General features: G+C 74.9%; 12 protein-coding genes. 9 read left to right on the plus strand and 3 right to left on the minus strand.

From position 1 onward, the window contains the following. Window positions 1-153 precede the first annotated feature (153 nt). The 3 genes from ACPC54_RS22440 to ACPC54_RS22450 are packed head-to-tail and all read left to right on the plus strand — an operon-like array spanning window position 154 to window position 4,684. Window positions 154-798: a class F sortase gene (locus ACPC54_RS22440; protein ID WP_498967077.1), complete on the plus strand. Its 645-nt coding sequence runs from the start codon at window positions 154-156 to the stop codon at window positions 796-798. Then, complete coding sequence (locus ACPC54_RS22445) at window positions 795-2,120, plus strand: alpha/beta hydrolase (protein WP_498967079.1); 1,326 nt, start codon at window positions 795-797, stop codon at window positions 2,118-2,120. Before ACPC54_RS22440 ends, ACPC54_RS22445 begins: the two co-directional genes overlap by 4 nt. Further along, window positions 2,087-4,684: a rhomboid family intramembrane serine protease gene (locus tag ACPC54_RS22450; RefSeq protein WP_498967080.1), complete on the plus strand. Its 2,598-nt coding sequence runs from the start codon at window positions 2,087-2,089 to the stop codon at window positions 4,682-4,684. The genes ACPC54_RS22445 and ACPC54_RS22450 overlap by 34 nt, the downstream gene beginning before the upstream one ends. A gap of 100 nt (window positions 4,685-4,784) precedes the next feature. On the opposite strand, the gene ACPC54_RS22455 is transcribed toward ACPC54_RS22450, so the two are convergent. Further along, window positions 4,785-5,213, minus strand: a complete 429-nt coding sequence (locus ACPC54_RS22455) for an SsgA family sporulation/cell division regulator (RefSeq protein ID WP_498967082.1) — start codon at window positions 5,211-5,213, stop codon at window positions 4,785-4,787. Window positions 5,214-5,520: 307 nt separating this feature from the next. Between ACPC54_RS22455 and ACPC54_RS22460 the strand changes: the two genes are divergently transcribed. The 3 genes from ACPC54_RS22460 to ACPC54_RS22470 all read left to right on the plus strand — a co-directional run bounded on the left by ACPC54_RS22460 (window position 5,521) and on the right by ACPC54_RS22470 (window position 9,206). Next, entirely contained in the window at window positions 5,521-7,353 is a 1,833-nt protein-coding gene (locus tag ACPC54_RS22460) for a DEAD/DEAH box helicase (RefSeq protein ID WP_498967243.1), read from the plus strand. Between the two features lie 357 nt (window positions 7,354-7,710). Continuing rightward, a complete protein-coding gene (locus ACPC54_RS22465) occupies window positions 7,711-8,361 on the plus strand; it encodes an IclR family transcriptional regulator (RefSeq protein ID WP_498967084.1) in 651 nt (216 codons plus the stop codon). A gap of 38 nt (window positions 8,362-8,399) precedes the next feature. Continuing rightward, complete coding sequence (locus ACPC54_RS22470; RefSeq protein WP_498967085.1) at window positions 8,400-9,206, plus strand: YlbL family protein; 807 nt, start codon at window positions 8,400-8,402, stop codon at window positions 9,204-9,206. A gap of 82 nt (window positions 9,207-9,288) precedes the next feature. Here ACPC54_RS22470 and ACPC54_RS22475 read toward each other — a convergent pair whose 3' ends face one another. Then, complete coding sequence (locus tag ACPC54_RS22475; protein WP_498967087.1) at window positions 9,289-9,843, minus strand: Lrp/AsnC family transcriptional regulator; 555 nt, start codon at window positions 9,841-9,843, stop codon at window positions 9,289-9,291. 202 nt (window positions 9,844-10,045) lie between these two features. Here ACPC54_RS22475 and ACPC54_RS22480 point away from each other — a divergent pair, with 202 nt between their 5' ends. Next, entirely contained in the window at window positions 10,046-10,612 is a 567-nt protein-coding gene (locus ACPC54_RS22480) for a VOC family protein (RefSeq protein WP_498967088.1), read from the plus strand. A 25-nt stretch (window positions 10,613-10,637) separates the two neighbouring features. Here the strand turns inward: ACPC54_RS22480 and ACPC54_RS22485 are convergent, their stop codons facing one another. Then, window positions 10,638-11,171, minus strand: a complete 534-nt coding sequence (locus ACPC54_RS22485) for a hypothetical protein (protein WP_498967089.1) — start codon at window positions 11,169-11,171, stop codon at window positions 10,638-10,640. A 132-nt stretch (window positions 11,172-11,303) separates the two neighbouring features. Here ACPC54_RS22485 and ACPC54_RS22490 point away from each other — a divergent pair, with 132 nt between their 5' ends. Together ACPC54_RS22490 and ACPC54_RS22495 are read left to right on the plus strand one after the other, a co-directional pair. Beyond that, a complete protein-coding gene (locus ACPC54_RS22490) occupies window positions 11,304-12,008 on the plus strand; it encodes a response regulator transcription factor (protein WP_498967090.1) in 705 nt (234 codons plus the stop codon). Between the two features lie 17 nt (window positions 12,009-12,025). Continuing rightward, window positions 12,026-13,450: a sensor histidine kinase gene (locus tag ACPC54_RS22495; protein ID WP_498967245.1), complete on the plus strand. Its 1,425-nt coding sequence runs from the start codon at window positions 12,026-12,028 to the stop codon at window positions 13,448-13,450. Window positions 13,451-13,532: the final 82 nt, after the last annotated feature.

A 13,532-nucleotide genomic window follows, 5' to 3' on the forward strand; every position in this document is an offset into this window, starting at 1 on the left:
CGTAGTGCGGACGTGCCTTACGGTTCGATCCGATTGAATGGGTTCTCAGGAAATTCCCAGGAAGCGGACTCCTGGTCCGACCGGCGTTCGCCGGGGGTTCCACGGTGGTTCGACGGCAGGTGCCGGCAGCAGGTTCGACAGAGGGGAGCGCCCGTGGGCGGCCAGCAGAGCAGGGGTCCCTGGCCGGGCACCCTGGCGGCGGGCGCCGCGCTGGTGCTCGGTGCCTGGCTGCTGCACGACGGCGGCTCGGCGGCCCTGCCGCCCGCCCCGGGCGCGGGGCAGTCGCTGTCCGGCTTCGCCCCGGTCTCGATCGTCCCGCCGCTCGGCCCGTCCGCCCCGACCCGCATCCGCATCCCGGCCGTCAAGCTGGACGCCCCGGTCACCGCGCTCGGCCTCGACCCGGACGGCCACCTGCAGGCCCCGCCCGCCGAGGACCGCAACCTCGCGGGCTGGTTCCGGGGCGGCGCCAGCCCCGGCCAGCGCGGCACCGCGATCCTGGCGGGCCATGTCGACAACAAGACCGGCCCGGCCGTCTTCTATCATCTGGGCGCGCTCCGGCGGGGGGACCGGATCGAGATCGCCCGGGCGGACGGCGCCACCGCCGTCTACCAGCTGTACGCCATCGAAGTGCACGACCGAAAGGACTTCCCGGACGATCGGGTCTACCGTCAGGCCGCCGACGCTCAGCTGCGGGTGATCACCTGTGGCGGCGCGTACAGCGAGGAACACGGCTACGAGGGCAACGTCGTCGCCTACGGGTTCCTGGCCGACACCACCCGACCGGGCAAAGCGGCATGACCACGCTCACCCTCGCCACGCGCTGGAACCCGATCGACTGGCCGCTCACCCACGGCCCGATCCCGCACGCCGTGTACGCCGCCGGCTGGCTGGCGCTGATCGCCCTCGCCATCGGCCGCGACCGCTCCTGGTGGCGGGTCCGCCTGCCCGCAGCGCTGTTCACCGCGGCCGCGCTCAGCCTGCTGCTCGACGTCGTGGTGGACGGCTGGTGGCACCCCTTCCCCGAGGGCACGCCCCGGTACGTCACCTGGTGGATAGCCACCGCCCTCCTGGGCCTGTGCCTGGCAGGCTTCCGGATGGGGCGGCTGCGCTGGCGCGGCCGGGGGCTCGCGATCGGCGCGGGCCTGCTGGTGCTGCTGATGGCCGCCTCCGAGGTCAACATCGGCTTCGGGCAGTACCCGAGCGGCCGGGTGATCCTCGCGCCCTGGCTCACCGACACCAGTGAGCCGCTCACCCCGAAGGTCGGGCAGACCGTCGCCGCCCCGCCGGGCAAGGTGCTGGACGAGGTCTGGCAGGCCCCGGCGGACCTGCCCGCGAAGGGCACCGTCTCGGTGGTGCCGATCCCCGGCCTCCGGTCGGGCTTCAACCCCCGCCCCGCGTACGTCTACCTCCCGCCCGCGTACCAGGCCACCCCGCGGCCGCTGCTGCCCGTGGTGGTGCTGATCACCGGTCAGCCCGGCACGCCCGGGGACTGGGTGCTGGCCGGCCAGGTGAACGAGGCGCTGGACGCCTACGCCGCCGAGCACCACGGCCTCGCCCCGATCGTGGTGATGCCCGATCAGCTGGGCTCCACCTGGAACAACACGCTCTGCCTGGACTCGAAGATCGCCCGGACCCAGACCTACCTGTCGGTGGACGTGCCCGAGTGGGTCCGGCACAACCTGCAGACCGCCGAGGGGCGGGGCGCCTGGGCGGTCGGCGGCGCCTCGATGGGCGGCACCTGCGCGCTCCAGCTCGGTGTCAACGCGCCCGACGTGTACGGCACCGTCCTCGACATGTCCGGCCAGGAGGAGCCCACCCTGGGCACCCGGGCGGACACCGTCAAGGCCGCGTTCGGCGGCGACGGGAAGCGGTTCGACGCGGTCGACCCGCTGCAGCTGATGGCCCGGCGGAAGTTCCCCGACACGTCCGTCGCCTTCGTGGTCGGCGAGGGCGACGGGGAGTTCCGGCCGCAGATGGAGAAGGTCTACAAGGCCGCACGGGAGGCCGGGATGAGGACCAGGTTCGAGCTGATGCCGGGCGGTCACGGCTGGGTCGTGTTCCGCCCCGGCATCGCCCGGCAGATACCGTGGCTGGCCCAGCAGACCGGGCTGGCCAGGTGATCGGGCTCCGTACGGCGCCGGCCGCCGAGCGCCCCGGGCACGCGGAGCGCGTACCGACCCCGCGCGAGGCCGACGCCGACCCCGCGCCCGTCACCCGGACCCCGGAACCGCGCCCGCAGCGGGCCCGCAAGGCCGCCCGGGCGCTCGGCTCCCGGCTGCGCGCGGCGCCGCTGACGCTCGCCCTGCTGGTCGGGCTGTGGGCGCTCGGCGCGGCCACCCACAGCCTCGCCCACGGCCCGTCCGAGCGGCTGCTCGCCCGGACCGGCGTCGGCGTGGACACCCTCGCGGACGGCCGCTGGTGGACCCCGCTCAGCTCGCTGCTGTGGTGCTCCGGCATCGGCTCGTACGTCTTCAGCAGCCTGCTGCTGCTCCTGGTCGGGCCGACCGCCGAGCGGCGGCTCGGCCGGCTGCGCACCCTCGCGGTGCTGGCCGGCGGGCAGGTCGTCGGCACGCTGGCCGGCACCGCGCTGGTCGCGGCCGGCTCGGCGGCGGGCGAGCAGTGGACGGCCTCGGTGGCCGACCAGACCTCGGTCGGGCCCGGCGTCGGCCTGTTCGCGCTGGCCGGGGTGCTCGGCTACCGGCTCACCGTGCTGTGGCGTCGCCGGCTGCACCTGCTGGTGCTGCTCCTCCCGCTGGTCATGACCCTGTACGTGGGCCACCTGCAGAGCGTCCAGCGGTGCGCCGCCGCGCTCGTCGGGCTCGGCGCGGGCGCGCTGCTCAACCGCGGCTGCCCGAACCTGACCGGCCGCCGCTCCTCGCACACCGAGACCCGGGTGCTGGTCGCGCTCTGCTTGGTCGCCGCCGCCTTCGGGCCGCTGATCGCCTCGCTGTACGACAACGCCAGCGGGCCGTTCAACACCTTCTCCGAGCTGTACTTCTCGCACCGGCTCGGCCCGGACGAGGTGGCCGACTTCTGCGCCATGTCGGCGCACGACTGCGCCCGCGCGCACGCCGTCGAACGGATCTTCGACACCCCCGGCCGGCTGATGGCCGCACTGTTCCCGGGGCTGCTGCTGGTGCTCGCCGAGGGGCTGCGCCGGGGGCTGCGGTTCGCCTGGCGGATCACCGTCGCCACCGAGCTGCTGTGGGTGGCGCTGCTGGGCTGGCTGTACCTGGACGCCGGGCCGGTCGACCGGGACGTGGTGCAGTACTTCGTCGAGGCGATGCTGCTGCCGCTGCTGACCACCGCGCTGCTGCTGGCCACCCGGCAGCGGTTCCGGCTGCGGCTGCCCGGCCGGTCGGTGCGCCGGCTCGGCCTGCTGGTCGGCGGTGCCGCGCTGGCCTCCGCCGCCGCGTACGTCGGCCTCGGGCGGGCCGTGGCCGGCCAGTTCGAGCCCGGCGCGGGCGTGACCGGGCTGATCGACGGGCTGCCCGCGCAGTTCCTGCCGCCCGCCTACAACGACCTGCTGCCGGACTACCCGATCGCGGTCGGCCCGGTGGCGCAGTTCCTGGAGACGTACTGCGGGCTGGCGTTCTGGGTGGTCGCGCTCGGCGCGCTGCTGTCCGCCTTCCGGCGGCCGGTGCTGCACACCGACGCCGACGCGGCCGCCCGGGCCCGGGCGCTGCTCGCCGAACACGGCGGCGGCACGCTGTCCTTCATCACCACCTGGGACGGCAACCACTACTGGTTCGACGAGTCCGGCCGGGCGGCCGTCGCCTACCGGGTGCTCGGCACCGTCGCGCTCACCACCGGCGACCCGTTCGGCGCCCCGGCGGACCGCGCCGGGGCGGTGCTCGGCTTCGCCCGGTACTGCGACGCGCGCGGCTGGACGCCGTGCTTCTACAGCGTCTCCCCGCAGACCAGGGACGCCGCCGGGCAGCTGGGCTGGCGCTCGGTGCAGGTCGCCGAGGACACCGTGGTCGCGCTGCCCGAGCTGGCCTTCACCGGCAAGAAGTGGCAGGACATCCGCACCGCGCTCAACAAGGCCGGCAAGCAGGGCATCACCGCCGAGTGGTGGGCGTACCACGAGGCGCCGCTGGCGCTGAAGGACCAGATCCGGGCGATCTCCGAGGAGTGGGTCTCGGAGAAGGGCCTGCCCGAGATGGGCTTCACCCTCGGCGGCCTGGAGGAGCTGGACGACCCGGACGTGCGGGTGCTGGTCGCGGTCGACGAGCAGCGCACGGTGCACGGGCTGACCAGCTGGATGCCGGTCTACGAGGACGGCGTGCCGGTCGGCTGGACGCTGGACTTCATGCGCCGGCGCTCGGAGGGCTTCCGCGGCGTCAGCGAGTTCCTGATCGCCTCCGCGGCGCTCGGCTTCAAGGAGGAGGGCGCACGCTTCCTGTCCCTCTCCGGCGCCCCGCTGGCCCGCACCGGGCAGGAGGAGGAGCCCACCGGGCTGCAGCGCATGCTGGACTGGATGGGCCGGGTGCTGGAGCCGGTGTACGGCTTCCGCTCGCTGCTGGCGTTCAAGGCGAAGTTCCAGCCCGAGTACCGGCCGATGTACATGAGCTACCCCGACCCGGCGGCGCTGCCCGCGATCACCCGGGCGATCGGCAAGGCCTACCTGCCGCACCTCACGGCGGCGCAGGGCGTCCGGCTGATGCGCCGGCTGTCGGGCTGAGCGGGCGGCGAACAGCGGTCGGCCCGGGCCCCGGACCCGGGCGTCGGCGGACGCGGCGCCGTCCGGGAGCTCGGGGGAGCCCCCGGACGCCGTACCGCCGTCAGCCGAGCAGTTCGGCGAGCGCGCGGTCGGCGTCCAGGTGCAGGTGCTCCTCGCCCTCCGGGACGAGCAGCCGGCTGCGCCACAGGAAGCGCCGCAGGTCGGCGGTGTCGAACTGGACCAGCGCGGTGCCCTCCGGGGCCCGCAGCTCGACCAGGGTGCGGCGGCCGACCGCCGGCCGGACGTGGACGTCGCCGGCCCCGGACGGCAGCTCCAGCCCGGCCGAGAGCAGCTGGCGGCCGAACACCCAGACGATGTCGTCGCCGCCCGGGCCCTCGGTGGCGTCGTCCAGCGAGAACTCGGCGGGGAAGGCCATCCGGACGGCCAGCGGGTCCTCGGGGAGGTAGGTCAGGACCACCCGCAGGAGGGCGGAGCGGTGCGGCGACAGGATCAGCCGGGCCTGGACGGTCTCTTCGGCGGAGGTGTGCACGGGGCGGTCCCTTCGGTTCTGGGCGAGGCCGCGACAGCAGGGAGGGTCGGGGCGGACTCACCCTGGTGAGAGTCCCAGGGATTACCGCGATTACCCGGTTCCGGGGCGGATTCACTGTGATCCGCGTCACATCGCTTTCCGGCCGCCGGCCCCGGCGCGAGCCCTCGGCTGGAGGCCCGAACGGCGCCGGGCCGGTAGGCTGGGCGGGTTGTCCGATCGCCGCCCGACCGCGGGACGGGGCCGAAAAACCGCCTCTGACCTGCGATGATCCCCCTCGGAGCCCGTGAGTACCGCCGCCGCTTCCTCGATGCCGCTGTTCTCCGACGCGCCGCCGGCGCAGGAGTCCGTCCGGGCCGTCGGCCACGCCGCGCCCACCGCCTCGCACCACCTGTCCCCGGCCTTCCCCGGCCGCGCCCCCTGGGGCACCGCCGGCAAGCTGCGGGCCTGGCAGCAGGGTGCGCTGGACAAGTACATCGAGACCCAGCCGCGCGACTTCCTCGCCGTCGCCACCCCGGGCGCCGGGAAGACCACCTTCGCGCTCACCCTCGCCTCGTACCTGCTGCACAACCACCTGGTGCAGCAGGTGACGGTCGTCGCGCCGACCGAGCACCTGAAGAAGCAGTGGGCCGAGGCCGCCGCGCGGATAGGCATCAAGCTCGACCCGGCGTACTCCTCCGGGCCGCTGTCCCGCGAGTACCACGGCATCGTGGTCACCTACGCGGGCGTCGGGGTCAACCCGATGCTGCACCGCAACCGGACCGAGGCCCGCAAGACCCTCGTGATCATGGACGAGATCCACCACGCCGGTGACTCCAAGTCCTGGGGCGAGGCCTGCTTCGAGGCCTTCGAGCCGGCCGCCCGCCGGCTGGCGCTGACCGGGACGCCGTTCCGCTCGGACACCAACCCGATCCCGTTCGTGGCCTACGACGCGGGCAGCGACGGCATCCGCAAGTCCGTCGCCGACTACACCTACGGCTACGGGCACGCGCTCGCCGACCACGTCGTCCGCCCGGTGATCTTCCTCAGCTACAGCGGCAACATGCGCTGGCGCACCAAGGCCGGCGACGAGCTGGAGGCCCGGCTCGGCGAGCCGATGACCAAGGACCTGATCGCCCAGGCCTGGCGCACCGCGCTGTCCCCGCAGGGCGAGTGGATCCCGTCCGTGCTGCAGGCCGCCGACCGGCGGCTGACCGAGGTCCGCAAGGCCATCCCGGACGCCGGCGGACTGGTGATCGCCACCGACCAGAACGTCGCCCGCGCGTACGCCAAGATGCTGCGCGAGATCAGCGGCGAGAAGGTCACCCTGGTGCTCTCCGACGAGGCCGAGGCCTCGCAGCGGATCTCCGACTACGCGGCCGGCACCTCCCGCTGGATGGTCGCCGTCCGCATGGTGTCCGAGGGCGTCGACGTGCCCCGGCTGTGCGTCGGCGTGTACGCCACCTCGATCTCCACCCCGCTGTTCTTCGCCCAGGCCGTGGGCCGCTTCGTGCGCGCCCGCAAGCGCGGCGAGACCGCCTCGGTGTTCCTGCCCACCATCCCGATGCTGCTCGGCTTCGCCAACGAGATGGAGCTCCAGCGCGACCACGTGCTGGACCGGCCGAAGAAGGAGGGCGACGGCCTCTTCGACGAGGAGGACCGGCTGCTCGCCGAGGCCGAACGGGCCAACGACGGGCCGGACGGCGCCGGCGGCGACGAGTTCTCCTACGAGGCGCTGGGCTCCGAGGCGGTCTTCGACCGGGTCCTGTACAACGCCATGGAGTTCGGCATGCAGGCCCACCCGGGCAGCGAGGAGGAGGAGGACTACCTCGGCATCCCGGGCCTGCTGGAACCCGACCAGGTGCAGATGCTGCTGCAGAAGCGCCAGCACCGGCAGATCCAGCGCAGCAAGACCAAGCCCGCCGAGGAGGCCGACCTGCTGGAGCTGCCCGCCGAGCAGCGGCCGGTCGTCACCCACCAGGAACTGCGCGACCTGCGCAAGGAGCTGAACGCGCTGGTCGCCGCCTGGCACCACCGCACCAACCAGCCGCACGGCACCGTCCACAACGAGCTGCGCCGCCAGTGCGGCGGGCCGCTCACCGCGCAGGCCACCGCCAACCAGCTGAAGGCGCGGATCGCGCGCATCCGGGAGTGGGCGAAGTAACGGTCCGGCAGTCGCACCGGGGTGGACCCCTCTGCCCCGGTGCGTCCGGTTTTCGGACCCCGACCGGATCGGCAGGCCGGTCGGGCCGGTGATTCGTTGCGGTTCGTCCGGATTCTCCGGCGCCGTTGGTGACGATCACGCCCGAATTTTGGACAAGCACTTCCGCCGCGACATTTCCTTCACTAGCTTTCCCCCACGCTCTTCCGCCGGGCGATCCCCGCGGGACGGGCCGCAGGGCCGCCGGGCGTCAAGGACGACACCCGCGCGGCTCCAGCGCACCCACCCGCCTGCGCGCGACACCGAACCTTCGGCCCCGGCGCCGCACGCCCCGCGCGCGCCGCGGAAAGGACTGCCGTCGTGACTGCCGAGACCTCCCAGACCCTGGACCGTGGCGTCCGGGTGCTCAAGCTCCTCGCCGACTCCGAGCGCGGGTTGACCGTCACCGAGCTGGCCGCCCGGCTGGCCGTCAACCGCACCGTCGTCTACCGGCTGCTCGCCACCCTGGAGCAGCACGGCCTCGTCCGCCGGGACATCGGCGGCCGCGCCCGGGTCGGCCTCGGCGTGCTGCGGCTCGCCCACCGGGTGCACCCGCTGCTGCGCGAGGCCGCGCTGCCCGCCCTGCGCAGCCTCGCCGAGGACCTCGGCGCCACCGCCCACCTCACCCTGGTGGACGGCAACGAGGCGCTGGCCGTCGCCGTCGTCGAACCGAGCTGGACCGACTTCCACGTCGCCTACCGGACCGGCCTGCGCCACCCGCTCGCCGAGAGCGCCGCCGGCCGGGCGATCCTGGAGGCCCGCGGCTTCCCCAGCCAGCGCCGACCCGAACAGGGCTTCGTCATCACCCGCGCGGAGGAGCAGTCCGGCGCCAGCGGCGCCGCCGCCGCGCTGATCGGGCTGAGCGGCATCGAGGGCAGCGTCGGCGTGGTGATGCTGAACGGGATGGTGCCCGAACGGGTCGGGCCGCGGGTCGTGGAGGCGGCGACCGAGGTGGCCGACGCCCTGCGGTAGTACTCACCGGGGGTGTCGGGTGTGTTTGGATTCCCTCTGTGTCCGACACCAAGTTGCCCCAGGCCCTGACCTCCCCGCGGACCCGCACGCTCGCGCTGTGCGGAGTGCTGGTCACCGCGCTGTTCGGCGTGGCGGCCTTCGTCCCGCTGCCGTACACCGTCACCTGGCCGGGGCTGACCGCGGACACCCTGGGCGCGTACCAGGACCGGCCGGTGATCACCATCACCGGGGCGCCGCTGCGCACCACCGAGGGCGAGCTGCGGATGGTCACCATCTCCGCCACCAACCCGGGCGAGCGGACCACGTTCTGGCGGGCGCTGCGGGCCTGGTTCGACCCGGACGAGGCGGTGCGGCCCACCGAGACGGTCTACCCGCAGGGCGACCCCGCCAAGGCCGAGGAGGAGACGGCCAAGCAGATGACCGAGTCGCAGGACAGCGCGACCGCGGCCGCGCTGAACCACCTCCACCTCTCGCCGGACCAGGTGAAGGTCAAGGTCGACCTCGGGGACGTCGGCGGCCCGAGCGCCGGCCAGATGCTGGCGCTCGGCATCGTCGACAAGCTGGCCGGCGACGGCAAGGGCGGCGACCTCACCGGCGGCCTGAAGATCGCGGGCACCGGCACCATCGACAAGGACGGCAGGGTCGGCCCGGTCGGCGGCGTCCCGCTGAAGACCCAGGCGGCCGCCCGGGACGGTGCGACGGTGTTCCTGCTGCCCAAGGACGAGTGCTCGGACGCCAAGGTCAACACGCCGAAGGGGCTGCGGCTGGTGCCGGTCGGCACCCTCGACGAGTCGATCGCGGCGCTGGAGGCGCTGCGCACCGGCGGGGCCGTCCCCGGCTGCTGAACCCCGGCCGCTGAACCCCAGTCGTCGAACCGGGTGGGCCGCCGAGCCGGGTGGGCCGCCGAGCCGGGTGGGCCGCCGGCCGCTACTCGGCGGCGGCCTGGTCCACCAGCGGCAGGATGCGGTACGGCACCGGGTTCTCCAGCGCGATCGCGGTGGACGAGCGGACGATCCCCTCGAAGCCCACCACCCGGTCGATCACCCGCTGCAGATCGGCGTTCGAGCGGGCGACGATCCGCACCATCATGTCCCCGGCCCCGGTGATGGTGTGCAGCTCCAGCACCTCCGGCACGCTCGCCAGGTGCTCCCGGACGACCGCGCCCTGGCCCTGGGAGATCTCCAGGGTGGCGAAGGCCGTCACCGGGTAGCCGAGGGCGGCCGGGTCCACCTCCGGGCCGAAGCCGCCGATGACCCCCTTGGTCTGCAGCCGGTCCAGCCGGGCCTGCACGGTGCCGCGGGCGACCTGCAGCCGGCGCGAGCACTCCAGCACGCCGATCCGGGGCTCCTCGGCGAGCAGCCGGATCAGCCGGCCGTCCAGCGCGTCGATGGCGTCGTTCCCGCCGGCCGGGGCGGGGGAAGGCCCTTGCGGGGCGGGGGAGTTGGGGGAGCCCGGCGGGCTCGGGGAGTGGGCGGGGGGCATCGAGGCTCCGTCCTCCGGTGGGCATTCTGTACAGCGGCGCGGCCGATTCTCCCGCCCGGACGCACAGCTTGACCAGGATGAAACGGAACAGTTGCGCGCAGGTCGACCCGGCGCCACCCTCCAGCCACGACCCCGTGCCCGGGCCCCACCCCGGCGTGCGGGGCCGCCAGCTGTGGTCGGTACGCCAACCGGGAGGGCCGTCATGACCGACACCGCCGCCGAACCCGTCCCGCGCGCCGCGGGCGCCGGCCCGGGCCGCGCCGGGGGCCCCGCCCCGGCGCCGGGGGAGCCCGACGTACTGCCGGTGGGCCGGGCCGACGCGGTGGTCCTCGTCGTCGGCGACGCCGAGCGGGCCGCCCGCCGCTACTGCGCCGCCCTCGGCCTGCGCCCCGCCGCGTACGCCGGGCCCGAGACCGGCGAGCCGGAGACCGTCTCGTACGTGCTGGCCGCGCCCGGCACCCGGATCGTGCTCACCTCGCCGGTGCAGGTGATCGGCCCGCGCGGCCGGGAGCTGGCCGCGCACCTGGCCCGGCACGGGGACGGCGTCCTGGACCTCGCGGTGGGCGTGCCGGACGTCCACTACGCGTACGACTACGCCGTCGACCGGGGCGCGCTGTCGCTGGCCGAGCCGTACGAGGCGCGGGACCGGTTCGGGACGGTGGTGCTGGCCACCATCGGGGTGCCCGGCGGGACCAGGCACACGCTGGTCGACCGGTCCGGGTACGCCGGGCCGTACCTGCCGGGGTACGTGCCGTTCCAGGACTGGTGACGCGGGGGCCGGGCGGGAGGGCCGCTCAGCGGATCGCGGTCTCCACCGTGGGCGGGTGGCCGTTCCAGGCCACGAACACCGAGTTGGCCTTGTCGTCCTTGGTGAAGTCCACCCGCAGCCAGCCCTCGCCGTTCCACACCTGCATCTGCCAGCCCGGGTCCGGGGTGGCGGAGACCAGCGAGGCCTTGTCCGGGCGGAGGTCCAGCGCGACCCGGCCGCCCGGGATCGGGTAGCTCCGCACCGTGGACGTCGCGGTGGCGGTGGGCGTCGGCCGGCGGCTCGGCGGCGGGGTGGTCGGCGCCGGGGCGCGGGTGGCCGGGGAGGCGGACGGGGCCGCGGCCGGTGCGGAGGGCTCGGGCTGGTCGGCCGGGCGGGCCCGGTCGGGGGTGGCGCTCGCGCCGCGCGGGACGACGGTGGCCTTCGGGGAGGGCAGCGGCAGCGCCGTGGGCCGCTCGAACGCGGCGCCGGTCAGCACCGCGTGCACCCCGAGCCAGGACAGCACCACCGCCGCCCCGGTGGCCGCCACCCAGGCGCCGAGCTGTACCAGTCCGTTCCGCATCGTGCGCACATCCTGCCGCATCCTCGGGCCCGGGCCGACCGGTACCCCCGTATCGGTCAGGGGAGTTGAACAGTGCCCGGAGCCGACCCGAGGTACAGACCACTGACCGTCGATGGCGTACCGTGCAGGGCCATGGCAACAGTGCTCGTGGTCGAGGACGACCCCTTCGTACGCTCCGCCCTCATCCGCCACCTGACCGACACCGGCCACGCCGTGCGCAGCGTGGGCACCGCCCTGGAAGCGCTGCGGGAGGTCGCCCAGGTGGGCTGCGACCTGGTGATCCTGGACCTGGGCCTGCCCGACCTGGACGGCAGCGAGGTGCTGAAGATGATCCGGGGCCTGACCGACGTGCCGGTGATCATCTGCACCGCGCGGGACGACGAGGCCGAGATCGTCCGGCTGCTCAACGACGGCGCCGACGACTATCTGGTGAAACCTTTCTCCGGTGAGCACCTGAGCGCCCGGATGGCCGCCGTGCTGCGCCGGCTCGGCAACGGCGCCGCCCCCGTCAGCCAGGTGCTGCGGGTCGGCGGGCTCGCCGTCGACCTGCAGCGCCGCGAGGCCGTCCTGGACGGCCGCCCGCTCGACCTCACCCGCCGCGAGTTCGACCTGCTCGCCTTCCTCGCCCGGCGGCCCGGCGTGGTCGTCCCGCGCAAGGAGATCCTCGCCGAGGTCTGGCAGCAGACCTACGGCGGCGACCAGACCATCGACGTGCACCTGTCCTGGCTGCGCCGCAAGCTCGGCGAGACCGCCTCCAACCCCCGCTACCTGCACACCGTCCGGGGCGTCGGGGTCCGGCTGGAGGCCGTCGGCGGCCCCGGGGAGCACCGGGCGTGAGGCGGTTCAGGCGCTCGCTGCGCTGGGCGCTGGTCAAGGCCGCGATCGCCGGCACGACCATGGTCGCGCTGGCCTTCCTCATCCCGCTCGGCCTGATGGTCCAGCAGACCGCGCGCGACCGCGCCTTCACCGCCGCCGAGCGCCAGGCCGCCGCGCTCGGCCCGGCGCTGGCCATCACCACCGACCAGGAGGCCATCGACCGCGCCCTGGCCAGCACCGACGCGGGCGGACAGGGCCGGATGGCCGTCCACCTGCCGGTGCCGGCCGGGCCGGCCGTACTGCCGGGGCCGTCCGCGGGGGCCGGCCCGGGCGGTCCGACGATCGGCGTGGCCCGGGCGGCGGACGCCGAGGTCGTCACCGCGGGCGTGCAGGGACGTTCCTTCACCGTCGCGGTGCCCGGCGGCTACGCGCTGCTGCAGCCCGTCGCGGTCGACACCGGGCGGACGGCCGTGGTCGAGGTGTTCGTCGCCGAGAGCGACCTCACCCGGGGCGTCGCCACCGCCTGGCTGGTGCTCTCCGCCGTCGCGCTCGGACTGGTCGCCATCTCGGTGCTGGTCGCCGACCGGATGGGCACCCGGATCGTCGGCTCCGCCCGCCGGCTCGCCGCCGCCGCCCGCGCGCTGGGCGCCGGGGACCTCGCGGTGCGCGTCCCGCCGGACGGCCGGCAGGCCGCCGACAGCCCCGAGGAACTGCGCGAGGCCGCCCACGCGTTCAACACCATGGCCGACCGGGTCGTCCAACTGCTGGCCGCAGAACGCGAGTTGGCCGCCGACCTGTCGCACCGGCTGCGCACCCCGCTGACCGTGCTGCGGCTCAACGCCGCCTCGCTCGGCGACGGCGACGCGGCCGACGCCACCCGGCACGCCGTCGCCCAACTGGAGCGCGAGGTCGACCAGATCATCCGCTCCGCCCGCCGCGACCCCGAGGACGCGCCCGCCGTCGCGGTCGGCTGCGACGCCGCCGAGGTGATCCGCGAACGGGTCGGCTTCTGGTCCGCGCTCGCCGAGGACGAGGGCCGGCGCTGGCAACTGGCCGGCGCCGAACGGGCCGCGCCCGTGTCCGTCCAGCGCGGCGACCTGGCCGCCGCCGTCGACGCCCTGCTCGGCAACGTGTTCCGGCACACCGCGGTCGGCACCGCCTTCTCGGTCGACGTCCTGGCCACCGACGCCTCGGTGATCGTGCTGGTCGGCGATGCCGGACCGGGCTTCAGCGACCCGGCCGCCGCCCTCAAACGGGGCGAGGGGGACGGCGGCGAGGGCTCCACCGGGCTCGGCCTGGACATCGTCCGCAAGCTCGCCGAGGCCACCGGCGGCGACCTCGCCCTCGGCCGCTCCGCCGTGCTCGGCGGCGCCGAGATCCGGCTGCGGCTGCGCACCCGCCCGGACGGGGCGCCGGTGCGGGCCGGGCGGCGGCGGAGCCGGGGCGTGCTCTTCCAGAAGTGAGCGGGGCCGGAAGCGAGGCGGGGCGGGAGTGCGGAGCGGGGCCGGAAGCGAGGCGGGGGCAGGAGTGCGGAGCGGGGCCGGA

It is taken from the genome of Kitasatospora sp. NPDC094028 (assembly GCF_049543595.1).
Classification (GTDB): Bacteria; Actinomycetota; Actinomycetes; order Streptomycetales; family Streptomycetaceae; genus Kitasatospora.

Coding starts and splice junctions, on each gene's coding strand:
- ACPC54_RS22485 (WP_498967089.1), bottom strand. CDS start 11,171: ATGCGGAACGGACTGGTACAGCTCGGCGCCTGGGTGGCGGCCACCGGG.
- ACPC54_RS22475 (WP_498967087.1), bottom strand. CDS start 9,843: ATGCCCCCCGCCCACTCCCCGAGCCCGCCGGGCTCCCCCAACTCCCCC.
- ACPC54_RS22460 (WP_498967243.1), top strand. CDS start 5,521: ATGCCGCTGTTCTCCGACGCGCCGCCGGCGCAGGAGTCCGTCCGGGCC.
- ACPC54_RS22490 (WP_498967090.1), top strand. CDS start 11,304: ATGGCAACAGTGCTCGTGGTCGAGGACGACCCCTTCGTACGCTCCGCC.
- ACPC54_RS22480 (WP_498967088.1), top strand. CDS start 10,046: ATGACCGACACCGCCGCCGAACCCGTCCCGCGCGCCGCGGGCGCCGGC.
- ACPC54_RS22445 (WP_498967079.1), top strand. CDS start 795: ATGACCACGCTCACCCTCGCCACGCGCTGGAACCCGATCGACTGGCCG.